The organism is Pseudomonas sp. FW305-28 (assembly GCF_017351395.1).
GTDB lineage: Bacteria > Pseudomonadota > Gammaproteobacteria > Pseudomonadales > Pseudomonadaceae > Aquipseudomonas > Aquipseudomonas fluorescens_AA.
In genome coordinates, this window is sequence record NZ_JACNDD010000055.1 from 1 (window position 1) to 23,366 (window position 23,366).

Below are 23,366 nucleotides of genomic sequence, written 5' to 3' on the forward strand. Positions count from 1 at the left end.
CCAATGTGGGAGCGAGCCTGCTCGCGATAGCACTTCACCAGACGCCAGTGCCGTGAGTGGCTTATCATTAGCCACCTAACGACACCCCTCTCAAGGTCCCCGGCATGCTGGCAATTTTCCTCGAAACCCTGAACGTCACCGCGCCGGTGTTTGCCATGCTGTTTCTGGGGGTGTTGCTCAAGCGCATCGACTGGATCAACGACAACTTCATCCACATCGCCTCGTCCCTGGTGTTCAACGTCACCATGCCGGCGCTGTTGTTCCTCGGCATCCTGCACGCGGACCTGCACGCGGCGTTGCAGCCGGCTCTGTTGATCTATTTTTCCATCGCCACCCTGGTGAGCTTTGCGATGGCCTGGGGCTGGGCGATCTGGCGTTGCCCGCGGGAAGATCGCGGCATCTATACCCAAGGTGCGTTTCGCGGCAACAACGGGGTCATCGGCCTGGCGCTGGCGGCGAGCATGTATGGCGACTACGGGATTTCCCTGGGGGCGATTCTCGCGGCGCTGGTGATCCTGTTCTACAACACCTTGTCGACCATCGTGCTGGCGGTCTACAGCCCGGTGATCAAGTCCGATCCGTGGAGCATCTGCAAAAGCGTGATCAGCAATCCGCTGATCATCAGCGTGATCGTCGCCGCGCCGTTCGCCTACTGGCAGATCGGCGTGCCCAACTGGTTCGAGACCTCGGCCAAATACCTGTCGCAAATGACCTTGCCCCTGGCGCTGATCTGCATCGGCGGTACGCTGTCGCTGGCGGCCCTGCGCAAGAGTGGCAAGATGGCCCTGAGTTCGAGCCTGGTGAAAATGGTCGGCCTGCCGCTGGTGGCCACCCTCGGTGCCTGGCTCTGGGGCTTTCGCGGGGCGGAACTGGGGATCCTGTTCCTGTACTTCGGCAGCCCCACCGCCGCCGCCAGCTTCGTCATGGCCCGGGCGGCCGATGGCAACCATGAACTGGCGGCGGCGATCATCGTGATCACCACCTTGATGGCGGCGATTACCACCAACCTGGGGATCTTTGTGTTGCAGTGGGGTGGGTGGATCTAGGCTTGGGCTTGCGGTGTTCTGGAGGTCCAATCGCGAGCAAGCTCGCTCCCACAGGAGGTTCGTGGCGTACACAAATTTTGTGTTCAGCGCCGGTCAACTGTGGGAGCGAGCTTGCTCGCGATAGCGATCTAACGATCACTCCGGCTTCTGGTAACTATCGATTACTTCCTGCGCCGCCCGAAACGCATCGATCGCCGCCGGCACGCCCGCGTACACCGCGCAATGCAGCAACGCCTCGCGAATTTCTTCCACCGTGCAACCGTTGTTCAGCGCGCCGCGCACATGGCCTTTGAGTTCCTGCGGGCACTTGAGGGCGGTGAGGGCGGCCAGGGTGATCAGGCTGCGGGTCTTCAGCGGCAGCCCCTCGCGTTGCCAGACACTGCCCCAGGCATGTTCGTTGACGAAGTCCTGCAACGGCTGGGTGAACTCGGTGGCGTTGCCCAGGGCGCGGTCGACGAACGCGTCGCCCATGACCTGGCGACGCATGTCCAGGCCGGTCTTTGGAGTGTCGGTCATGGCAAATCCCTCTTGTGGTGTTGGCGGCGCCAGGCGCGCAGGGAGGTGAACAGCAAAAACGCGAGCAGGGCCGGCAGCACATAGAACAGCATCAGCCGTTCCAGTTGGCCGGCCAGGGGCATGCCGGTGGTGAACGACACCACGTGCAGCCCGTAGGCCAGGTACAAGCCCAGGAACAACAGGCCTTCGGCGCGGGTGACGCGGTAACCGGAATAGAACACCGGCAGGCACAGCACCGCCACGCCGAGCATCACCGGCAGGTCGAAATCCAGGGCGTTCGGCGAGACCGACAGTGGCGTGGGCGCGGCGAGGGCGGTGACCCCCAGCACGCCCAGCAGGTTGAACAGGTTGCTGCCGATCACGTTGCCCACCGCAATGTCCCGCTGGCCCCGCAAGGCGGCGATCAGCGAGGTGGCGAGTTCCGGCAGCGAGGTGCTGACGGCGACGATGGTCAGGCCGATGATGCGTTCCGAGAGGCCGAGGTCCGTCGCCACTTCCACCGCCGCCCCCAGCAACAGGTGTCCGGCGAAAACCAGCATCGCCAGGCCCGACGCGATCATCAACACACTTTTGACCCAGGACAGCTGGGCCACGTCGCCCCCCATCGGGTGCGGTCGCCCCGAATGCCGTGACTGGCGCAGCAACAGCCCGAGGTACACCGCCAGGGCCAGCAGAAGCCAGACGCCGTCCAACCGGGTCAGTTCTTCGTTCCAGGCCAGCACGAACACCAACAGGCTGGCGCCGATCATCAGCGGGATGTCCAGGCGTACCAGTTGGCGCGAGACGCGCAACGGAATGATCAGCGCCGACAACCCGAGGGTGACGAGGATGTTGAAGATGCCGCTGCCGATCACGCTGCCCACGGCGATGTCGGCGTTCTGTGCCAGGGTCGCTTGCAGGCTGACGGCCATTTGCGGCGCGCTGCTGCCGAAGGCGACGACGGTCAGGCCGATGATCAGCGGTCGTACCTGCAAGCGTGCCGCCAGGCCCACGGCGGCGCGCACCAGCAGTTCGGCGCCGCCGATCAGCAACAGCAGGGCGCCGAACAATTCGATCAGGCTGAGCAGCGGTAGGGCGGTGAGTAGGGAAATGGCCGGGCTCCGTCTATCAATCGTCGAGGGCTTGCACGCGCACTCGTGCGGTGCCGCTGCGCAGCATGCCCAGTTGCTCGGCGGCTTCGCGGGACACGTCGATCAAACGGCCTCGGGAGTATGGGCCACGGTCGTTGATGCGCACCACCACGCTGTTACTGTTGCCCAGGTTGGTGATTTTCACCCGAGTGCCGAACGGCAACTGGCGATGGGCGGCGGTCAGGCCGTGCTGGTTGAAACGCTCGCCACTGGCGGTGCGCTTGCCATGGTGCCTGGCACCGTAATAAGAGGCGACGCCGGTCTGGTCGTAGCCGTGTGGATCGACCGTCCCGCTCTGGCTGGCGCAACCGGCCAGCAGGGACAGCAGGGCGCAGGCGCCGAGGAGACGCTTCATTCGAAAGTTTCCAAATACAAATGTGGGAGCGAGCCAGTGGGAGCAAAGCTTGCTCGCGACGAACGATAACTCGGTCCACTGATAGATCGAGGTGTCTTCATCGCGAGCAAGCTTTGCTCCCACAGGCTCGCTCCCACAGGGAATTGAGCCAGACAGCAAGACTGGCTCCATGTCCATCAGCCCTCGAGCTTGCTTTTCAGCAGTTCGTTGACCTGCTGCGGGTTGGCCTTGCCCTTGGAGGCTTTCATGGCCTGGCCGACGAAGAAGCCGAACATCTTGCCGCGCTTGGCTTCGTCTGCCGCGCGGTATTGTTCGACCTGCTCGGCGTTGGCCGCGAGCATCTCATCGAGCACGGCGCTGATCGCCCCGGTGTCGGTGACCTGTTTCAAGCCGCGCTTCTCGATGATCTCGTCGGCGCTGCCTTCACCATTGGCCATGGCTTCGAACACCATCTTGGCGATCTTGCCGGAAATGGTGTTGTCCTTGATCCGCAGCAGCATGCCGCCCAGCTGCTCGGCCGAGACCGGCGACTCATCGATTTCCAGGCCCTGCTTGTTCAACAGGCTGCCCAACTCGACCATCACCCAGTTGGCCGCCAGCTTGGCGTCGCCGCCGATGCTCACGACTTTTTCGAAGTAATTGGCCTGTTCGCGGCTGGTGGCCAGGACGTTGGCGTCATAGCTCGACAGGCCGAACTGCGCCTGGAAGCGCTCGCGTTTCTGCGGCGGCAGTTCCGGCAGGGTGGCGCGCACGTCATTGAGGAACGAGTCCTCGATGACCACCGGCAGCAGGTCCGGGTCGGGGAAGTAACGGTAGTCGTTGGCTTCTTCCTTGCTGCGCATCGGACGGGTCTCGTCCTTGTTCGGGTCATACAGGCGGGTTTGCTGGATGACTTTGCCGCCGTCCTCGATCAGTTCGATCTGGCGCTGGATCTCGCTGTTGATCGCCTTCTCGATGAAGCGGAACGAGTTGACGTTCTTGATCTCGCAGCGGGTGCCGAACTCGACCTGGCCCTTGGGCCGGATCGACACGTTGCAGTCGCAGCGCAGCGAGCCTTCGGCCATGTTGCCATCGCAGATGCCCAGGTAGCGCACCAGCGCGTGGATCGCCTTGACGTAGGCCACGGCTTCCTTGGCGCTGCGCATGTCCGGCTCGGAGACGATCTCCAGCAGCGGCGTGCCGGCACGGTTCAGGTCGATGCCGGTGGCGCCGTTGAATTCTTCGTGCAGGCTCTTGCCGGCATCTTCTTCCAGGTGCGCCCGGGTGATGCCGACGCGCTTGACCGTGCCGTCTTCCAGGGCGATGTCCAGGTGGCCCTTGCCGACGATCGGCAGTTCCATCTGGCTGATCTGGTAGCCCTTGGGCAGGTCCGGGTAGAAGTAGTTCTTGCGGGCGAACACGTTGTGCTGGCCGATCTCGGCGTCAATCGCCAGGCCGAACATCACCGCCATGCGCACGGCTTCGGCGTTGAGCACCGGCAGCACGCCGGGCATGCCCAGGTCGACCAGGCTGGCCTGGGTGTTGGGCTCGGAGCCGAACGTGGTGGAGCTACCGGAAAAGATTTTCGACCGGGTGGTGAGCTGGGTATGAATCTCCAGCCCGATCACGACTTCCCATTGCATGTGTTTCTCCTCAGAAGCCGGTTGGGGTGCGGGTGTGCCAGTCAGTGTTCAACTGATACTGGTGAGCCACGTTGAGCAGGCGGCCTTCCTGGAAATACGGCGCGAGCAGTTGCACGCCCACCGGCAGGCCATCGACGAAACCGGCCGGCATGGACAGGCCCGGCAAGCCGGCGAGGTTGGCGGTGATGGTGTAGACGTCCTCCAGGTACTCGGCGACCGGGTCGCTGTTCTTGGCGCCGAGCTTCCAGGCCGGGTTCGGCGTGGTCGGGCCGAGGATGATGTCGACCTCGTTGAAGGCGGCCATGAAGTCGTTCTTCACCAGGCGGCGGATTTTCTGTGCCTTGAGGTAGTAGGCATCGTAGTAGCCGGCGGACAGCGCATAGGCACCGACCATGATCCGGCGCTGCACTTCGGCACCGAAGCCTTCGCCACGGGAGCGCTTGTACAGGTCGATCAGGTTTTCCGGGTTCTCGCAGCGATAGCCGAAGCGCACACCGTCGAAGCGCGACAGGTTCGAGGACGCTTCCGCCGGGGCGATCACGTAGTACGCGGGAATTGCGTGCTGCATGTTCGGCAGGCTGATTTCCTTGATGACTGCGCCGAGCTTCTCCAGCGCTTTGACACTGTTGTGGACCAACTCGGCGATGCGCGGGTCGAGGCCGGCGCTGAAGTATTCCTTCGGCACGCCGATGCGCAGGCCTTGCAGCGAGCCGTTGAGGCTGGCGCTGTAGTCCGGCACGGGCTCATCGATGCTGGTGGAATCGTTCGGGTCGAAGCCGGCCATGCCTTGCAGCAGGATCGCGCAGTCTTCGGCGGTGCGTGCCAGCGGGCCGCCCTGGTCGAGGCTGGAGGCGTAGGCGATCATGCCCCAGCGCGAGACACGACCGTAGGTCGGCTTGAGGCCAGTGAGGTTGGTGAACGCCGCTGGCTGGCGAATCGAGCCGCCGGTGTCGGTGGCGGTGGCGGCCGGCAACAGGCGCGCGGCCACGGCGGCGGCGGAACCGCCGGACGAGCCGCCCGGTACGTGTTCCAGGTTCCAGGGGTTTTTCACCGCGCCGTAGTAGCTCGACTCGTTGGCCGAGCCCATGGCGAATTCGTCCATGTTGGTCTTGCCCAGGGTCACGGTGCCGGCGGCGGCCAGCTTGGCGACCACGGTGGCATCGTACGGGGCCTTGAAGTTGTCGAGCATCTTCGAGCCGCAGCTGGTGCGGATGCCCTGGGTGCAGAACAAGTCCTTGTGGGCAATCGGCGCACCGAGCAGCGCGCCGGTTTCACCGTTGGCGCGGCGGGCGTCGGCGGCCTTGGCCTGGCTCAGGGCCAGCTCCTGGGTGAGGCTGATGAAGCTGTTGAGCTGCGGGTCGAGCTGGGCGATGCGCGCCAGCAGGACCTGGGTCAGCTCTTCGGAAGAAAACTTTTTGTCGGCGAGTCCGCGGGCGATCTCGGCCAGGGTCATGTGATGCATGAGAGGCTCTTTCCCTTTAGTCGATGACTTTCGGAACCAGGTACAGGCCGTTTTCGACCGCTGGTGCGATGGACTGGTAGGCCTCGCGGTGATTGGACTCGGTCACGACGTCGGCGCGCAGGCGCTGGCTGGCTTCCAGTGGGTGGGCCAGCGGTTCGATACCGTCGGTGTCGACCGCCTGCATCTCGTCGACCAGCCCCAGAATGCTGTTCAGGGCAGAAGTGATGTGTGGAAGATCGGCTTCATTGAGGCCCAGACAGGCCAGATGAGCGATTTTTTCCACGTCGGAGCGTTCAAGCGCCATGGGATTCTCCAGTGGAAAACAAAACGGACGCAGTCTGTCCGTGTGTTAGATTGTCGGAACACTACCGCATTTCTACGGCCCTACGGCCGCGATTGTGGGGTTTGGTGCGCAGAAAAGCGGTCAATTTAACATATTGGCGCCTTGCCCAAAATCCCTGTCGTTGTTAGAGTTTGCCGCACTTTTTTACCCACGCGTTGCCTAGGGTCCCTTTCCCATGTTCAAGAAACTGCGTGGCATGTTTTCCAGCGATCTTTCCATCGACCTGGGCACTGCCAACACCCTTATTTACGTGCGCGAGCGCGGTATCGTCCTGAATGAACCCTCGGTCGTGGCCATCCGCACCCACGGTAACCAGAAAAGTGTCGTGGCTGTCGGTACGGAAGCCAAGCGCATGCTGGGCCGTACACCGGGCAACATCGCGGCCATTCGCCCAATGAAGGACGGCGTGATCGCCGACTTCAGCGTCTGCGAAAAGATGCTGCAGTACTTCATCAACAAGGTTCACGAAAACAGCTTTCTGCAGCCCAGCCCTCGTGTGCTGATCTGCGTTCCATGCAAGTCCACCCAGGTAGAGCGTCGCGCTATCCGTGAGTCGGCCCTTGGTGCCGGTGCCCGTGAAGTGTTCCTGATCGAAGAACCCATGGCCGCTGCCATCGGTGCCGGCCTGCCGGTGGAAGAAGCCCGCGGCTCGATGGTCGTCGACATCGGTGGCGGTACCACTGAAATCGCGCTGATCTCCCTCAACGGTGTGGTCTACGCCGAATCCGTCCGTGTGGGCGGCGACCGTTTCGACGAAGCGATCATCACTTATGTGCGTCGCAACTACGGCAGCCTGATCGGCGAATCCACCGCCGAGCGTATCAAGCAGGAAATCGGCACGGCCTACCCGGGCGGTGAAGTACGTGAAGTCGACGTGCGCGGTCGCAACCTGGCCGAAGGCGTTCCACGGGCCTTTACCCTCAACTCCAACGAGGTGCTCGAAGCGCTGCAAGAGTCGCTGGCGACCATCGTCCAGGCCGTCAAGAGCGCCCTGGAGCAGTCGCCGCCGGAACTGGCGTCGGACATCGCCGAGCGCGGCCTGGTGCTGACCGGTGGTGGCGCGCTGTTGCGTGACCTCGACAAGTTGTTGGCCCAGGAAACCGGCCTGCCGGTGATCGTTGCCGAAGACCCGTTGACCTGTGTTGCCCGCGGCGGTGGCCGTGCATTGGAAATGATGGACAAGCACACCATGGACCTGCTCTCCAGCGAATAAGTCTGGCGCAGTGGTCTATGTTGTTCGCTCTCGGGCAGCACTTTGCAGTGCTGCCCGTTGGCGTTTATCTTCTGTCATTCGTATCCAGGCCGGTCTGATGCCGTATGAATAAAGAAAACATTTGCCTGGGAGGAGCGGCCTATTAAACCGCTTTTCGCCAAAGGCCCCTCATTGGGTGTGCGCCTGCTGGTGCTGACCGTGCTATCGGTCGCGCTGATGGTGGTCGATGCCCGCTTCACGCTGCTCAAGCCTGTACGCAGCCAGATGTCGCTGGTGTTGATGGAATCCTATTGGATCACCGACCTGCCGCAGCGCTTGTGGCAAGGTGTCGCCAGCCAATTTGGCAGCCGGACCGAACTGGTCGCCGAAAACGAAAAACTCAAGACCGAAAACCTGCTGTTGCAGGGGCGCATGCAGAAGCTGGCGGCCCTCACCGAGCAGAACGTGCGACTGCGCGAGTTGCTCAACTCCTCCGCACTGGTCAACGAGAAGGTCGAAGTGGCCGAGTTGATCGGCATGGACCCCAACCCCTTCACCCACCGCATCCTGATCAACAAGGGCGAGCGCGACGGTGTGGTCCTTGGTCAACCGGTGCTCGATGCCCGGGGCCTGATGGGCCAGGTGGTGGAGTTGATGCCTTACACATCTCGCGTGCTGTTGCTGACCGATACCACCCACAGCATTCCGGTGCAGGTCAACCGCAACGGCCTGCGGGCGATTGCCAGCGGCACCGGCAACCCGGAGCGCCTGGAGCTGCGGCACGTGGCCGATACCGCCGATATCAAGGAAGGCGACCTGCTGGTCAGCTCAGGCCTCGGCCAGCGTTTCCCGGCCGGGTATCCGGTGGCAACGGTCAAGGAAGTCATCCATGACTCCGGCCAGCCGTTCGCCATTGTGCGCGCGGTGCCGACGGCGGCGCTGAATCGCAGCCGCTACCTGCTGCTGGTCTTCAGCGACAACCGCACGCCCGAAGAGCGTGCCAACGACGCCGCCGTGGCCCAGGAAGCCCAGGACCGGCAGGGCGGCGAGTCGGCCGCCCCGGCTACGGCTGTGCCGGCGCCAGTCCCAGCCATCGTGCCAAAACCACCCGTGCCTGCACCGGCTACGGCGGCTCCGGCAACGACGCCGGCCGCTGCTCCGGCCGCACCTGCTGCGAAACCGACCCGCTCGGCCACCCACGCGCCCGCCGCGCAGCCTGCTCAGCCAGCCCGGCCCGCCGCCAAACCGCCAGCCTCCACGCCGGCCACCGCGCCAGCCACCAGGGGAGCACGAGAAGAATGAGCAGTACCCAATCCGGTAACGGCTGGATGGTCTGGTTGACCTTCGCCATCGGCCTGTTGCTCAGTGTTTCGCCGCTGCCGCAATTCATGGAAATCCTGCGCCCCCTGTGGCTGGCCCTGTTGCTGGCCTTCTGGGCGCTGGCGTTGCCCCACAAGGTCGGCATGGTCACCGCCTGGTGCCTGGGCCTGGCCGAGGATGTGCTTTACGGCACGCTGCTGGGGCAGAACGCGTTGATCCTGACGCTGATTACCTTCCTGGTGCTGTCGCTGCAACAACGCCTGCGGATGTTCCCCATGTGGCAGCAGTGCCTGGTGATTCTGGTGATCTTCGGTCTGGCGCAACTGGTGCAGCTGTGGCTCAGCGCGCTGACCGGCAATCGCCAGCCAACTCTGGCGCTGGTCTTGCCAGCCCTGGTCAGTGCCTTGCTCTGGCCATGGGTCAGCTTCGGTTTGCGTGGCCTGCGCCTGCGTTTCAAAATCAACTGATTCGGTCAGGATATCTACACTTTTTCTGATGACTTACATCCCTGTGGCGAGGGAGCTTGCTCCCGCTCGGTTGCGTAGCGACCGTAAAAGTTGGGGCCGCTACGCCCGAAGCGTCGGGCCGGCCCAGCGGGAGCAAGCGCCCTCGCCACAAAAGCTGTTTTTGTCTGGATGGCTGTGCTTTGAGAGGGAGATGTCTTGATGAAACCGCTTTACCTCGCCTCAGGCTCACCGCGTCGGCGTGAGCTGCTCACGCAGATCGGCGTGCCCTTTACCGCCATTGGCGCGGACATCGATGAAACACCCCTGGATCACGAAACCCCCTCGGCCTATGTCGAGCGCCTGGCGCGCGGCAAGGCCGAGGCTGGGCGGCGAGCCCTGGACGCCGATGTGGATGGCTGCGTGCTCGGTGCCGACACCGCCGTGGTGCTGGAGGGGCGGATTCTCGGCAAGCCAGTGGACCAGGCCGACGCCTTGTCCATGCTGCTGAGCCTGTCCGGTCGCGACCATGAAGTGCTGACCGCCATTGCCGTGCTGGACGGCTCGCGCTGCGAATCACGGGTGGTGCGCAGTCGGGTGCGTTTTCGCCCCATCACCGAACAGGAAGCGCTGGCCTATTGGGCCAGCGGGGAACCCCGGGACAAGGCTGGCAGCTATGGTATCCAAGGGCTGGGCGCGGTGTTCGTCGCCGGGCTCGAAGGCAGCTATTCGGCCGTGGTTGGCCTGCCCCTGTGCGAAACCGCAGAACTGCTGGGCCATTTCGGCATACCCTGTTGGCAAACCTTGAGCGCGCGCTGAGCGCCGTCTGACTTGATGCGGCCATTATCGTGAACATGCCTGAACGAGACCCTGCCATGAGTGAAGAGATCCTGATCAACATCACGCCGATGGAATCGCGCGTGGCGGTGGTTGAAAACGGTGTGCTGCAAGAGGTCCACGTCGAGCGCACGCAAAAGCGTGGCATCGTTGGCAATATCTACAAGGGCAAGGTGGTGCGAGTGCTGCCGGGCATGCAGGCGGCCTTCGTCGACATCGGCCTGGACCGCGCGGCGTTCATCCATGCGTCGGAAATCTCCATGCGTGAAGGGCCGGCCGTGGAGAGCATCAGCGCGCTGGTGCACGAAGGCCAGAGCCTGGTGGTGCAGGTCACCAAGGATCCCATCGGTTCCAAGGGCGCCCGCCTGACTACGCAGTTGTCGATTCCGTCGCGCTACCTGGTGTACATGCCGCGCACTGCCCACGTCGGCATTTCCCTGAAGATCGAAGACGAAGCCGAGCGCGAGCGTCTCAAGCAGGTGGTCAGCGACTGCGTGGAAAAAGAAGGCATCAAGGAAGCCGGTGGGTTTATCCTGCGCACCGCCGCCGAAGGGGCCGGGGCCGATGAGATCCTCATGGACATCCGCTACCTGCGAAGGCTCTGGGACCAGATCGCCGCGCAGATCAAGACCATCGCCACCCCCAGCGTGATCTACGAAGACCTGGGCCTGGCACTGCGGACCTTGCGCGACCTGGTCAGCCCCAAGATCGAGAAAATCCGCATCGACTCCCGGGAAACCTTCCAGAAAACCACGCAGTTCGTCGCCGAGCTGATGCCGGAAATCGCCGATCGCCTGGAACATTACCCTGGCGAGCGGCCGATTTTCGACCTGTACGGGGTCGAGGACGAAATCCAGAAAGCCCTGGAGCGCAAGGTGCCGCTCAAGTCCGGCGGTTACCTGGTGGTCGATCCGGCCGAAGCCATGAGCACCATCGACGTCAACACCGGAGCGTTCGTCGGCCATCGCAACCTGGAAGAAACCATCTTCAAGACCAACCTGGAAGCCGCCACGGCGATTGCCCGCCAACTGCGCCTGCGCAACCTGGGCGGGATCATCATCATCGACTTCATCGACATGGAAGATGAAGAGCACCAGCGCCAGGTGCTGCGGACCCTGGAAAAACAACTCGAACGCGATCACGCCAAGACCAACATCATCGGGATCACCGAACTGGGCCTGGTGCAGATGACCCGCAAGCGCACCCGCGAAAGCCTCGAGCAGGTGCTGTGCGAGCCGTGCAGCAGTTGCCAGGGGCGCGGCAAGCTCAAGACCCCGGAAACCGTGTGTTACGAAATCTTCCGGGAAATCCTCCGGGAGGCGCGCGCCTACCAGGCGACCGGCTATAGAGTGTTGGCCAACCAGAAAGTGGTGGATCGCCTGCTGGACGAGGAGTCAGGCAATGTCGCGGAGTTGGAAGCGTTTATCGGGCGCACGATTCGTTTCCAGGTCGAAACCATGTATTCCCAGGAACAATACGACGTGGTGTTGCTCTGAAGAGCTTGGGAAGCGGCGGGCCCGCGGATTTGATTATCTTTGCCAGGGGAGCCCACTGACATGGAGCGTCTGACACGCTTGATCGCGACGCTGACCCGTTGGGGGCTGGGGCTTTGCGCCCTGTTGCTGGTGTTGCTGGCGTTGTACGTCAGCCTCGGTCGCGAGCTGGTCCCGCTGGTGGCCGAATACCGGGCCGAGGTCGAGACCCGCGCGGGTGCCGCCTTGGGCATGCCTGTGCACATCGGTAGCCTGGACGGCAGTTGGGACGCTTTGGCACCGATCCTGGCGGCGCGCGACGTGGTGGTCGGCGAGGGGCCCAATGCCTTGCACCTGGACCAGGTGCGGGCCGTGCCTGACCTGTGGGGCAGCCTGCTGGCACGTCAGGTGCGCATCGCCCACCTGGAAGTCAGTGGCCTGAAGATCAGCCTCAAGGAGGGCGCCGACGGCAAGTGGGCGCTGGAAGGCCTGCCGGTGAAGGACGAGCAGCCCCTCGATCCGCAGCAACTGCTCGAACGCATGCAAGTGGTCTCCAAGTTCTCGGTGCTCGATAGCCAGGTGACCTTGCAACCCGTCGAGCAACCGCCGCTGACCCTGACCTACGTCGGCTTGAGCCTGCGTACCGGCGCCACCCGCCAGCGCCTGGACGCACGCCTGACCCTGCCTGACGGGCAGCCGGTGGCGATCAACCTGCGCACCCGCCTGCGCGCCAGCGACTGGAAGAACGGCCAGGCCGACGCCTATTTGAGCCTGCCGCAAAGCGACTGGTCCAAATGGCTGCCCAAACGCCTGACCCAGCAATGGAATTTCTCCCGGATCCAGGCCGGTGGTGAGTTCTGGCTCAGTTGGGGCGAGGGCACGGTGCAAAGCGCGGCCATGCGCCTGAACGCGCCGCAGCTCCAGGGTGCCTACGGCGAACGCAAGCCGGTACAGATCCACAACCTGGCCCTCAACGCTTATTTCCAGCGCGGTAGCCAAGGGTTCACCGCTACCTTCGATTCCCTGGCGATGAACCTGGGCGAGACCCGCTGGGAATCGCACCTGCAACTGCAACAAACCGCCGCCACCGAGCAGGCCGAGGAGCGTTGGCACCTGCAGGCCGACCGCCTCGACCTGACCCCGCTCACGCCTTTGCTCAATGCCCTGGCGCCGTTGCCCGAAGGCCTGGCCACGACGATTGATCGGCTCAAGGTGACCGGTGGCCTGCGCAACGTGCTGCTGGACTACCGGCCGCAGAACACCGGTGACCAGAAAGTCAGCTTCGCCACCAACCTGGACACCGTCGGCTTTGATGCCTATCGCGGCGCTCCGGCGGCGCGCAACGTCTCCGGGAGCCTGAGCGGCGACCTGGGCGGCGGCGAACTGCGCATGGACAGCAAGGACTTTTCCCTGCACCTGGACCCGATCTTCGCCAAGCCCTGGCAGTACTTGCAGGCCAATGCCCGGCTGACCTGGAAGCTCGACAAGCAAAGCTTCACCCTGATCGCGCCCTACCTGAAGGTGCTGGGCGAGGAAGGCCGGATTGCCGGCGACTTCCTGATTCGCCTGCATTTGGACCACAGCCAGGAGGACTACATGGACCTGCGGGTCGGCCTGGTGGACGGTGACGGGCGCTACACCGCCAAGTACCTGCCGGCGGTCCTCAGTCCGGCGCTGGATGAGTGGCTGCGCACGGCCATCGTCAAGGGCGCGGTGGACCAAGGCTTTTTCCAGTATCAAGGCTCGCTCAATCACGGTGCCGTGGACGCGGCGCGCAGCATCAGCCTGTTTTTCAAGGTGCACGACGCCGAACTGGCGTTCCAGCCGGGCTGGCCTTCGGTCAGCAAGGTCAGCGGCGATGTCTTCGTCGAAGACAGCGGCGTGCGCATCTATGCCAGCCAGGGGCAGTTGCTCGATACCCAGGTCAAGGATGTTTCGGTGAACATTCCCCATGTACCGACCGGCCAGAGCTCTCATCTGCTGCTGGACGGCGGGTTCGCCGGTGGGCTGGGCGATGGTTTGAAAATCCTCCAGAGCGCACCGATCGGGACCGCCGAGACGTTTGCCGGCTGGGAAGGCGAGGGCGACCTGAAAGGCAGCGTGAAGCTGGATATCCCGCTGGTCAAAGGCGAGCAACCGAAGATCCTGGTGGACTTTGCCACTGACCAGGCTCGTCTCAAGCTCAGCGAGCCGGCGCTGGAACTGACCCAGCTCAAGGGCGATTTCCGCTTCGACAGCAACAAAGGCCTGAGCGGCAAGGGCATCAGCGCCCGGGCATTCGACCGGCCCGTGACCGCGCAGATTTTCGCCGAGGGCCGTGCCGGTGCGCTCAACACGCGGGTCGCCGCGTCCGGGCAGGTGGAGATCAAGAAGCTCACCAGTTGGCTGAACGTCACCCAACCGTTGCCGGTATCGGGCGTCGTGCCCTACCAGTTGCAAGTGATCCTCGACGGCGCCGACAGCCAGTTGTCGGTCAACTCCAGCCTCAAGGGCGTGGCCGTCGACCTGCCGGCCCCCTTCGGCATGGCCGCCGATGTCGGGCGCGACACGGTGTTTCGCATGACCCTGCAGGGGCCGGAACGGCGTTATTGGGTCGATTATGGTGACCTGGCCAGCTTCACTTACGCCGCACCCAGCGGGAAAGTCGCCGACGGTCGCGGCGAGTTGCTGTTGGGCGCCGGCGATGCGGTGCTGCCTGGGGCCAAGGGGCTGCGACTGCGCGGCACATTGTCGGAGCTGGACGTAAGTCCCTGGCAGGACCTGGTGAACAAGTACGCCGGCCAGGATCCGGGTGGCAGTGCCAAGCAACTGCTCAGCAGCGTCGATCTGAGCGTCGGCAAGCTCACGGCCATGGGCACCACCCTGGACCAGGCGTCTGTGCAACTGGATCGCAAGCCGAACGCCTGGGCCTTGCGGCTCGACAGCCAGCAGGCCAAAGGCAATGTCAGCCTGCCGGACGCCAAGGCCGCTCCGATTGGCATCAAGCTTGACTACGTTCGCCTGCCGGCCCCAGACCCGACGGTCCAGGCCGATGAAAACGCCCCAGACCCGTTGGCGTCGGTCGATCCCGGCAAGATCCCGGCGATGGATATCGCCATCGACCAATTGTTCCAGGGCCCTGACCTCATCGGCGCGTGGTCGTTGCAAGTGCGACCGACCGCCAAGGGCATCGCGCTGAACAACCTGGACATGGGCCTCAAGGGCATGGTGTTGAACGGCAGCGGCGGCTGGGAAGGTACCCCTGGCGCCACCAGCAGTTGGTACAAGGGACGGATCGGCGGCAAGAACCTGGGCGATGTGCTCAAGGGCTGGGGGTTCGCACCGAGCGTGACCAGCCAGGCCTTCCGCCTGGATGTCGATGGTCGCTGGCCCGGTTCGCCGGCGTGGGTCGCCACCAAACGCTTCTCCGGCAGCCTCGACGCGTCGTTGACCAAGGGCCAGTTCGTCGAAGTCGAAGGCAGCGCCCAGGCGTTGCGGGTATTTGGCCTGTTGAACTTCAACTCCATCGGCCGACGCTTGCGCCTGGACTTCTCCGACCTGTTCGGCAAGGGTTTGAGCTACGACCGGGTCAAGGGACTGCTGGTGGCGAGCGACGGGGTGTACGTGACCCGCGAGCCCATTACCCTGACCGGGCCGTCGAGCAACCTGGAGCTCAATGGCACGCTGGACATGGTGGCCGACCGCGTCGACGCCAAGCTGCTGGTGACGTTGCCGGTGACCAACAACCTGCCGATCGCCGCGCTGATCGTCGGTGCACCGGCGGTGGGTGGGGCACTGTTTCTGATCGACAAACTGATCGGCGACCGCGTGGCGCGTTTTGCCAGCGTAAGATACGACGTCAAGGGGCCGTGGAAAGAGCCGAAGATCACCTTCGACAAGCCGTTCTGACAGACGATGGGATAACCCCTGTGGGAGCGAGCTTGCTCGCGATAGCGGTGTATCAGTCACATTTCCTTTGCTGATCCTGCGCTATCGCGAGCAAGCTCGCTCCCACAGGGGAATGATGCAAAAAATGAGGGAAGCTCCATGCCAGTCGCCGTGATTCAAATGGTCAGCCAAAGCGACGTGCTCGCCAACCTGGCCCGTGCCCGGGTGCTGCTGGAGCAGGCTGCCGCCGGCGGCGCGAGGCTGGCGGTGCTGCCGGAGAATTTCGCGGCGATGGGGCGACGGGACATTGCCGATATCGGTCGTGCCGAAGCCTTTGGTCAGGGACCGATCCTGCCGTGGTTGAAACAGGTCGCCCGTGACCTCAAGTTATGGATTGTGGCCGGCACGCTGCCGTTGCCGCCGGTGGACCAGCCCGAGGCCAGGTCCCATGCCTGTTCGTTGCTGGTCGACGACCAGGGCCAGATTGTGGCGCGCTACGACAAGCTGCACCTGTTCGATGTGGATGTGGCGGACAATCGCGGGCGCTATCGCGAGTCGGATGACTATGCTTATGGTGCCAACGTGGTGGTTGCCGATACTCCCGTCGGCCGGGTGGGCCTGACGGTTTGTTATGACTTGCGGTTCCCGGAGCTCTACAGCGAGCTGCGGGCGGCCGGGGCCGAGTTGATCACGGCACCGTCGGCGTTTACCGCGGTGACCGGCGCGGCCCATTGGGACGTGCTGATCCGCGCCCGGGCCATCGAGACCCAGTGCTACGTGCTGGCGGCCGCCCAGGGTGGCGTGCATCCGGGGCCTCGGGAAACCTTTGGCCATGCCGCGATTGTCGACCCATGGGGCCGCGTGCTGGCACAACAGGATCAAGGCGAGGCCGTGCTGGTGGCCGAGCGCGACAGCAGCGAACAAGCGTCCATCCGGGCGCGCATGCCGGTGGCCAGCCATCGGCGCTTTTTCTCGCAGGGCGCTCGACAGCGGCCTGTCCAAGACGACGAATTCAAGGCGTAAAACATATGAGCGGGTTGTTATCCTCAGTCAGTGAACACCTTTTAGCCCCTGGCGGCGTGACGCTTGAAAGCCTGCAAGGCGTGCTGGGCGACCTGGCCGGCCCGGGCATCGATGCCGCCGACCTGTATTTCCAAGGCCAGATTTCCGAGTCCTGGTCGCTGGAAGACGGCATCGTCAAGGAAGGCAGTTTCAACCTCGACCAGGGTGTGGGCGTGCGCGCCCAGTCCGGGGAAAAGACTGGTTTTGCCTACAGCAACGCCATCACCCTCGAAGCCCTCGGCGCTGCGGCCCGTGCGGCCCGCTCGATCTCCCGCGCCGGGCAGAATGGCACGGTCCAGGCGTTCAGCAGCCAGGACGTTGCGCAGCTCTATGCCCCGGACAACCCGCTGGAAGTCATGAGCCGCGCCGAGAAAGTCGAATTGCTCAAGCGCATCGACGTCGCCACCCGCGCCCTCGACCCGCGCATCCAGCAGGTGTCGGTCAGCATGGCCGGGGTCTGGGAGCGGATCCTGGTGGCTTCCACCGACGGCGGCCTGGCGGCGGACGTGCGGCCGCTGGTGCGCTTCAACGTCAGCGTGATCGTCGAACAGAACGGTCGCCGTGAGCGCGGCGGCCATGGCGGTGGCGGGCGCACCGATTACCGTTATTTCCTCAGTGAAGACCGCGCCATGGGCTACGCCCGTGAGGCGCTGCGCCAGGCCCTGGTCAACCTGGAAGCCATCCCGGCCCCGGCCGGCACATTGCCGGTGGTGCTCGGCTCCGGCTGGTCCGGTGTGCTGCTGCACGAAGCGGTGGGCCACGGTCTGGAAGGCGATTTCAACCGCAAGGGCAGTTCGGCCTACAGCGGGCGCATGGGGGAAATGGTCGCTTCGAAACTCTGCACAATCGTTGATGACGGCACCCTGGCCGGACGTCGTGGGTCCCTGAGCGTCGACGATGAAGGTACGCCAACCGAATGCACCACGTTGATCGAAAACGGGGTGCTCAAGGGGTACATGCAGGACAAGCTCAACGCCCGGTTGATGGGCGTGGCCCGCACCGGCAACGGCCGTCGTGAGTCCTACGCGCACCTGCCGATGCCACGCATGACCAACACCTACATGTTGGGTGGCCAAAGCGACCCGGCGGAAATCATCGCCTCGGTGAAAAAAGGCATCTATTGCGCCAACCTCGGCGGCGGCCAAGTGGACATCACCAGCGGCAAGTTCGTGTTCTCCACCAGCGAGGCCTACCTGATCGAAGACGGCAAGATCACCGCGCCGGTCAAGGGTGCGACCCTGATCGGCAACGGGCCGGAGGCGATGAGCAAGGTGTCGATGGTCGGTAACGACCTGGCGCTGGACAGCGGGGTGGGGACGTGTGGCAAGGACGGGCAATCGGTGCCGGTTGGCGTCGGCCAGCCGACCCTGAAGATCGATGCGATTACCGTGGGTGGCACGGGCGCATGAAAATATTCAGGGGCTTGCGTGAATCACCGTGGCGAGGGAGCTTGCTCCCGCAGGGCTACGCAGTAGCCCCAACGCGGTCGCTACGCAACCGAGCGGGAGCAAGCTCCCTCGCCACGGTAATTGCGACCCCGGCAAGGGTTTGGTGAGCCAGTGAGCGATCAGCGCAAGCCGCGTTGAGTCTCGTCCAGCTCACGGATGTACTTGAAGATTTTACGGCTCGAAGCCGGTGGCTTGTTCTGCGCCAGTTCGTGCTGGGCCTGACGGATCAGGGAGCGCAATTGCTGGCGATCGGCCTCCGGGTAGTCGATGACGAATTTTTCCAGCACGCCGTCGTCGCCTGCGATCAAGCGATCGCGCCAGCGCTCCAGGTTGTGGAAGCGTTCGTTGTACTGCCGGGTGGAGGCATCGAGTTGATCGAGCAGCACCAGGATGGCGTCAGTGTCCTGATCGCGCATCAGTTTGCCGATGAATTGCAGGTGCCGTTTACGCGCGATATTCGCGGTGTGCTTGGGCGCATCGGCCAGGGCCCGACGCAAGGCGTCGGTCAAAGGCAATTTGGCCAGCAAGTCAGGCTTGAGTGTTGTCAGGCGCTCGCCGAGGTCAACCAGAGCATGCAGCTCGCGTTTGACCTGGGATTTGCTTTTTTCACCCTCGTAGAGGGAGTCGTCGTAAGAATCAACCATGGTGGCAGTCCGCAAAGAAACGCCGCCATGATAACCAGTCGGGGGCCGCTTGTCCGGCCCGGTCGCTCGATGGCCATCACCGAAAACAGAATTTGAGTGGAGAACACCATGAGTGCAGTTCAAAGCGTCGGCCCGCAAGCATTGCCGGCACTGCAGGAACAAGTCGAGCAGATCCTCGCCGAGGCCAAGCGACAAGGCGCCAGTGCGTGCGAGGTGGCGGTGTCCCTGGAGCAGGGCCTGTCGACGTCGGTACGCCAGCGCGAGGTGGAAACCGTCGAATTCAATCGCGACCAGGGCTTTGGCATCACCTTGTACGTGGGCCAGCGCAAAGGCTCGGCCAGCACGTCGGCCAGTGGCCCGGACGCTATTCGCGAAACCGTCGCCGCGGCACTGGCGATTGCCCAGCACACCTCCGAAGACGAAGCCTCGGGCCTGGCCGATGCCGCGCTGATGTGCAAGGAACTGCGGGACTTCGACCTGTTTCACGCCTGGGACATCACCCCTGAACAGGCCATCGAACAGGCACTGCGTTGCGAAGCGGCGGCGTTCGATGCCGACTCGCGGATCAAGAATGCCGACGGTACGACGCTAAATACCCACCAGGGCTGCCGCGTCTACGGCAACAGCCACGGTTTCATCGGCGGTTATGCATCGACCCGCCACAGCCTCAGTTGCGTCATGATCGCCGAAGCCAACGGCCAGATGCAGCGTGATTACTGGTACGACGTCAACCGTCAGGGCACCTTGTTGGCGGATCCGGTGAGCATCGGCCAGAAAGCCGCGCAACGGGCGGCCAGCCGCCTGGGTGCACGGCCGGTGCCGACCTGCGAAGTGCCGGTGCTGTTTTCTGCCGAGCTGGCCGGTGGCCTGTTCGGCAGCTTCCTGTCGGCGGTGTCTGGCGGCAACCTGTACCGCAAATCGTCGTTCCTCGAAGGCGCACTGGGCCAGAAACTGTTCCCGGAATGGATGACCATCGACGAGCGTCCGCACCTGATGCAGGCCATGGGCAGCTCGGCGTTCGATGGCGATGGCCTGGCCACCTATGCCAAGCCGTTCGTGGAAAAAGGCGAGCTGGTGTCCTACATCCTCGGCACCTATTCGGGGCGCAAACTCGGCATGCCGAGCACCGCCAATGCCGGTGGCGTGCATAACCTGTTCGTGACCCATGGCGAAGAAGACCAGGCCGCCCTGCTGCGGCGCATGGGCCGGGGCCTGCTGGTGACGGAACTGATGGGCCACGGCCTGAACATGGTCACCGGCGACTATTCCCGTGGCGCGGCGGGTTTCTGGGTCGAGAACGGCGAGATCCAGTTCCCGGTCCAGGAAGTCACCATCGCCGGGAACATGCGCGACATGTTCAAGCAGATCGTGGCCGTGGGGAATGACCTGGAACTGCGCAGCAACATCCGCACCGGCTCGGTACTGATCGAGCGGATGACGGTGGCGGGTAGCTGACCCTCAATCGCAGAAAAAAGGCGTGTCATCCATGGGGTGACGCGCCTTTTTTTATGTTCGCAGACCCCTGTGGCGAGGGAGCTTGCTCCCGCTCGGCTGCGCAGCAGCCGCAAAAATCTCAACAGCAGCGAAAGACGTGAAGGCCCTGATAGACAGGGTCTGCTTCGCAGACCAGCGGGAGCAAGCTCCCTCACCACGGTGAATTTTGTACCGACTTACAGTTGTGTTGCTTCTTATTATCATCTAATAATGAATCTCATTCGCCGAGTGAGCCCCGGTCATGAGTTCTGCCCTGCACGAACAACCCTACCTTGAAAGCTGGCGCTGGATGAGCCGTCAGATCCGTTGCGCGATGAACCCGGACGAGCCGCGGTTGATCGAGCACTACCTGGCCGAGGGCCGCTATCTGGCCTGCTGCACCGCCACCTCGCCGTGGATGATCTCCGAAACCGCCTTCCGCCTGTTGCTCGACACCGCCTCGGATGTCGCGCTGCCCTGGCATTGGCGCAGCCTCTGCCTCGACCAGGCCTGGCGCCCCCTGCGTGACCTCGAACGCCAATCACTGTGCCGCTGCCGCCTCAAGCGCTGGCAGAGCCATGCCTGGGCGCTGGCGACCTGCGCCCTGGCGCCATCGATTCCCCTTATTGAACTGGTGCAAGGATCTCCCGATGAGTAATACCCGTATCGAACGCGACAGCATGGGCGAGCTGCAGGTCCCGGTGGACGCCCTCTATGGCGCCCAGACCCAGCGTGCCGTGGATAACTTCCCGGTCAGCGGCCAGCGCATGCCGGCGCAGTTCATCCGCGCCCTGATCCTGGCCAAGGCTGCGGCCGCCCGGGCCAACGTGGAGCTGGAACAGATCAGTGCGGCCCAGGGCAAGGCCATCGTCGATGCCGCCCTGGGGCTGCTCGAAGGCCGTTTCATGGATCATTTTCCGGTGGATATCTTCCAGACCGGCTCCGGCACCAGCTCCAACATGAACGCCAACGAAGTGATCGCCACCCTCGCCAGCGGCCTGCTGGGAGAGGCGATCAACCCGAACGACCATGTCAACTGCGGCCAGAGCAGCAACGACATCATCCCCACCAGCATTCATGTCAGCGCCGCGCTGGCCTTGCATGAGCAACTGCTGCCGGCGTTGTTGCACCTGGTGCAGGTGATCGAGCGCAAGGCCGAAGAAGTCCACCCGTTCATCAAGACTGGCCGCACCCACCTGATGGACGCCATGCCGGTGCGCCTGAGCCAGGTGCTCGACGGTTGGGCGCAACAGCTCAAGGCCAATATCGGCCACTTGCAGGACCTGCTGCCGAGCCTGCAATCCCTGGCCCAGGGCGGTACGGCGGTCGGCACTGGGGTCAATGCCCATCCACGCTTCGCCGAGTTGTTCAGCCAGCAACTGACGCAATTGACCCAGGTGCAATTCACCCCGGGCAAGAACCTGTTCGCGCTGATCGGCTCCCAGGACACCGCCGTGGCGGTTTCCGGGCAGCTCAAGACCGCGGCCGTGTCGCTGATGAAAATCGCCAACGACCTGCGCTGGATGAACTCCGGGCCGCTGGCGGGCCTGGGCGAGATCGAACTCGAAGGCCTGCAGCCGGGCTCCTCGATCATGCCCGGCAAGGTCAACCCGGTCATTCCTGAAGCCACTGCGATGGTCGCGGCCCAGGTGATCGGTAATGACACGGTGATCACCATTGCCGGTCAATCGGGCAACTTCGAATTGAACGTGATGTTGCCGATCATCGCCCAGAACCTGCTGAGCAGCATCGCCCTGATGTCCACCGCCAGCCGCTTGCTCGCGGACAAGGCCATCGCCACGTTCAAGGTCAACGAAGCCAGGCTCAAGGAGGCGTTGTCGCGCAATCCGATCCTGGTGACCGCGCTGAATCCGATCATCGGTTACCAGAAGGCCGCTGAAATCGCCAAGAAGGCTTATCAGCAAGGCCGACCAGTCATCGATGTCGCCCTGGAACACACCGACCTGTCTCGCAGCGAACTCGAAGTCCTGCTGGACCCGGAGAAGCTCACCGCTGGCGGCGTGTAACCCCGACACCTGTGTGGAGGACTCACCATGGAACACTGGAAACGTACGATCGAACGGGCCAATCGCTGTTTCATGCTGGGCGAGCTGGTGGATGCCCGCGAAGCCTACCTGCAAGCCCTGGCGCTGGCCCAAGTGTTGTTCGAGCGCTGGGCGGATGCCGACGAAGCGGTCGCTGCTTGCGTCGTCTCCCATCACAACCTGGCGGACCTGCACTTGCGCCTGAACCAGCCGGAGGAGAGCGCCGAATACTTGTGTGCGATCCACCAACGGTTGTTGCAGACGATGCAGGACGAACGCCTGGCTCCGGCCCTGCGCGCCGCCGCTCAGCGCCAGAGCCACAAGACCTACGTCGAACTGCTGAATTTCATCAGCGAGCACGGTGAGTACCCACGCACCCAGCGCCTGCTGCATTGCAATGCCGCTACGCCCCGGCAGCGCAATGCCCCTCTTCATCATGGAGTTCATTGAACATGGCTTTTACCTTGCCTGCATTGCCCTACGCCTACGACGCCCTGGAACCGCACATCGATGCGCAAACCATGGAGATCCACTACACCAAGCACCACCAGACCTACATCAATAACCTCAACGCGGCGGTGGACGGCACCGAATACGCCGGATGGCCCGTCGAAAAACTGGTGTCCAGCGTGGAGCAGTTGCCGCCAAGCCTGAAGGCGGCGGTGATCAACCAGGGCGGTGGCCATGCCAATCATTCGTTGTTCTGGGAGGTGATGACGCCCCAGGGCGGCGGCCTGCCCGAGGGCGCCCTGGCGGCCGCGATCGATGCGCAACTGGGTGGTATCGAGCGTTTCAAGGAAGCGTTCACCAAAGCGGCACTGACCCGTTTCGGCAGCGGCTGGGCGTGGTTGAGCGTGACCCCGCAAAAGACCCTGGTGGTGGAAAGCAGCGGCAACCAGGACAGTCCGCTGATGAATGGCAACACGCCGATTCTTGGCCTGGACGTCTGGGAGCATGCCTATTACCTGCGCTATCAGAACCGTCGTCCGGAATACATCAGCGCCTTCTACAACGTGATCAATTGGCCTGAAGTCGCCCGACGCTATCAGGCGGCGCTGGCGTCGAGTCCTTCATGAACACCCTCCAAGG

21 protein-coding genes are annotated in these 23,366 nt (G+C 63.5%); 14 read left to right on the top strand and 7 right to left on the bottom strand.

Going from position 1 to position 23,366, the window contains the following annotated elements; all coding sequences use genetic code 11:
* The first annotated feature begins 104 nt into the window (after positions 1 to 104).
* Positions 105 to 1,046 carry an AEC family transporter gene (locus tag J4E53_RS14595; RefSeq protein ID WP_060739173.1) on the top strand — a complete coding sequence of 314 codons (942 nt, stop codon included), beginning with the start codon at positions 105 to 107 and terminating at the stop codon, positions 1,044 to 1,046.
* A gap of 135 nt (positions 1,047 to 1,181) precedes the next feature.
* On the opposite strand, the gene J4E53_RS14600 is transcribed toward J4E53_RS14595, so the two are convergent.
* The 6 genes from J4E53_RS14600 to gatC all read right to left on the bottom strand — a co-directional run bounded on the left by J4E53_RS14600 (position 1,182) and on the right by gatC (position 6,435).
* Positions 1,182 to 1,562, bottom strand: a complete 381-nt coding sequence (locus J4E53_RS14600; RefSeq protein WP_025211835.1) for a carboxymuconolactone decarboxylase family protein — start codon at positions 1,560 to 1,562, stop codon at positions 1,182 to 1,184.
* Positions 1,559 to 2,620, bottom strand: coding sequence for a calcium/sodium antiporter (locus J4E53_RS14605; protein ID WP_103309004.1), 1,062 nt, complete (start codon positions 2,618 to 2,620; stop codon positions 1,559 to 1,561). Before J4E53_RS14605 ends, J4E53_RS14600 begins: the two co-directional genes overlap by 4 nt.
* A gap of 49 nt (positions 2,621 to 2,669) precedes the next feature.
* Complete coding sequence (locus J4E53_RS14610; RefSeq protein ID WP_060739171.1) at positions 2,670 to 3,047, bottom strand: septal ring lytic transglycosylase RlpA family protein; 378 nt, start codon at positions 3,045 to 3,047, stop codon at positions 2,670 to 2,672.
* A 176-nt stretch (positions 3,048 to 3,223) separates the two neighbouring features.
* On the bottom strand, positions 3,224 to 4,669 hold the full coding sequence (gene gatB / locus J4E53_RS14615; protein ID WP_103309005.1) for an Asp-tRNA(Asn)/Glu-tRNA(Gln) amidotransferase subunit GatB: 1,446 nt from the start codon (positions 4,667 to 4,669) through the stop codon (positions 3,224 to 3,226).
* Positions 4,670 to 4,679: 10 nt separating this feature from the next.
* Positions 4,680 to 6,131, bottom strand: coding sequence for an Asp-tRNA(Asn)/Glu-tRNA(Gln) amidotransferase subunit GatA (gatA, locus tag J4E53_RS14620; RefSeq protein ID WP_018601844.1), 1,452 nt, complete (start codon positions 6,129 to 6,131; stop codon positions 4,680 to 4,682).
* A gap of 16 nt (positions 6,132 to 6,147) precedes the next feature.
* Positions 6,148 to 6,435, bottom strand: a complete 288-nt coding sequence (gene gatC, locus J4E53_RS14625; protein ID WP_020297123.1) for an Asp-tRNA(Asn)/Glu-tRNA(Gln) amidotransferase subunit GatC — start codon at positions 6,433 to 6,435, stop codon at positions 6,148 to 6,150.
* Positions 6,436 to 6,649: 214 nt separating this feature from the next.
* Between gatC and mreB the strand changes: the two genes are divergently transcribed.
* The 8 genes from mreB (at position 6,650) to tldD (ending at position 18,076) form a co-directional block, all read left to right on the top strand.
* Positions 6,650 to 7,687: a rod shape-determining protein MreB gene (gene mreB / locus J4E53_RS14630; RefSeq protein WP_002555108.1), complete on the top strand. Its 1,038-nt coding sequence runs from the start codon at positions 6,650 to 6,652 to the stop codon at positions 7,685 to 7,687.
* Positions 7,688 to 7,828: 141 nt separating this feature from the next.
* Complete coding sequence (mreC, locus tag J4E53_RS14635) at positions 7,829 to 8,968, top strand: rod shape-determining protein MreC (RefSeq protein WP_103309007.1); 1,140 nt, start codon at positions 7,829 to 7,831, stop codon at positions 8,966 to 8,968.
* Positions 8,965 to 9,453, top strand: a complete 489-nt coding sequence (gene mreD / locus J4E53_RS14640; protein ID WP_003197820.1) for a rod shape-determining protein MreD — start codon at positions 8,965 to 8,967, stop codon at positions 9,451 to 9,453. The genes mreC and mreD overlap by 4 nt, the downstream gene beginning before the upstream one ends.
* A gap of 198 nt (positions 9,454 to 9,651) precedes the next feature.
* A complete protein-coding gene (locus J4E53_RS14645) occupies positions 9,652 to 10,248 on the top strand; it encodes a nucleoside triphosphate pyrophosphatase (protein WP_103309008.1) in 597 nt (198 codons plus the stop codon).
* A 56-nt stretch (positions 10,249 to 10,304) separates the two neighbouring features.
* The gene (rng, locus tag J4E53_RS14650; RefSeq protein WP_018613976.1) at positions 10,305 to 11,762 is read left to right on the top strand and encodes a ribonuclease G; all 1,458 of its coding nucleotides are present in this window, start codon (positions 10,305 to 10,307) and stop codon (positions 11,760 to 11,762) included.
* Positions 11,763 to 11,822: 60 nt separating this feature from the next.
* Positions 11,823 to 15,626: a YhdP family protein gene (locus J4E53_RS14655; RefSeq protein ID WP_103309010.1), complete on the top strand. Its 3,804-nt coding sequence runs from the start codon at positions 11,823 to 11,825 to the stop codon at positions 15,624 to 15,626.
* Between the two features lie 138 nt (positions 15,627 to 15,764).
* Positions 15,765 to 16,628, top strand: a complete 864-nt coding sequence (locus J4E53_RS14660) for a carbon-nitrogen hydrolase family protein (protein WP_060739167.1) — start codon at positions 15,765 to 15,767, stop codon at positions 16,626 to 16,628.
* 5 nt (positions 16,629 to 16,633) lie between these two features.
* Positions 16,634 to 18,076: a metalloprotease TldD gene (tldD, locus tag J4E53_RS14665; RefSeq protein WP_003197828.1), complete on the top strand. Its 1,443-nt coding sequence runs from the start codon at positions 16,634 to 16,636 to the stop codon at positions 18,074 to 18,076.
* Between the two features lie 158 nt (positions 18,077 to 18,234).
* Here the strand turns inward: tldD and yjgA are convergent, their stop codons facing one another.
* The gene (gene yjgA / locus J4E53_RS14670; protein ID WP_003197830.1) at positions 18,235 to 18,759 is read right to left on the bottom strand and encodes a ribosome biogenesis factor YjgA; all 525 of its coding nucleotides are present in this window, start codon (positions 18,757 to 18,759) and stop codon (positions 18,235 to 18,237) included.
* A 108-nt stretch (positions 18,760 to 18,867) separates the two neighbouring features.
* Here yjgA and pmbA point away from each other — a divergent pair, with 108 nt between their 5' ends.
* The 5 genes from pmbA to J4E53_RS14695 all read left to right on the top strand — a co-directional run bounded on the left by pmbA (position 18,868) and on the right by J4E53_RS14695 (position 23,353).
* Entirely contained in the window at positions 18,868 to 20,214 is a 1,347-nt protein-coding gene (pmbA, locus tag J4E53_RS14675; RefSeq protein WP_060739165.1) for a metalloprotease PmbA, read from the top strand.
* Positions 20,215 to 20,494: 280 nt separating this feature from the next.
* On the top strand, positions 20,495 to 20,890 hold the full coding sequence (locus J4E53_RS14680; protein WP_053118468.1) for a hypothetical protein: 396 nt from the start codon (positions 20,495 to 20,497) through the stop codon (positions 20,888 to 20,890).
* Positions 20,883 to 22,259: an aspartate ammonia-lyase gene (locus J4E53_RS14685; protein WP_103309012.1), complete on the top strand. Its 1,377-nt coding sequence runs from the start codon at positions 20,883 to 20,885 to the stop codon at positions 22,257 to 22,259. Before J4E53_RS14680 ends, J4E53_RS14685 begins: the two co-directional genes overlap by 8 nt.
* Before the next feature lie 27 nt (positions 22,260 to 22,286).
* Positions 22,287 to 22,727 carry a hypothetical protein gene (locus tag J4E53_RS14690; RefSeq protein WP_060739163.1) on the top strand — a complete coding sequence of 147 codons (441 nt, stop codon included), beginning with the start codon at positions 22,287 to 22,289 and terminating at the stop codon, positions 22,725 to 22,727.
* Between the two features lie 2 nt (positions 22,728 to 22,729).
* Positions 22,730 to 23,353 (top strand): superoxide dismutase, encoded by a 624-nt coding sequence (locus tag J4E53_RS14695; protein WP_060739162.1) that lies wholly within the window; start codon positions 22,730 to 22,732, stop codon positions 23,351 to 23,353.
* Positions 23,354 to 23,366 lie beyond the last annotated feature (13 nt).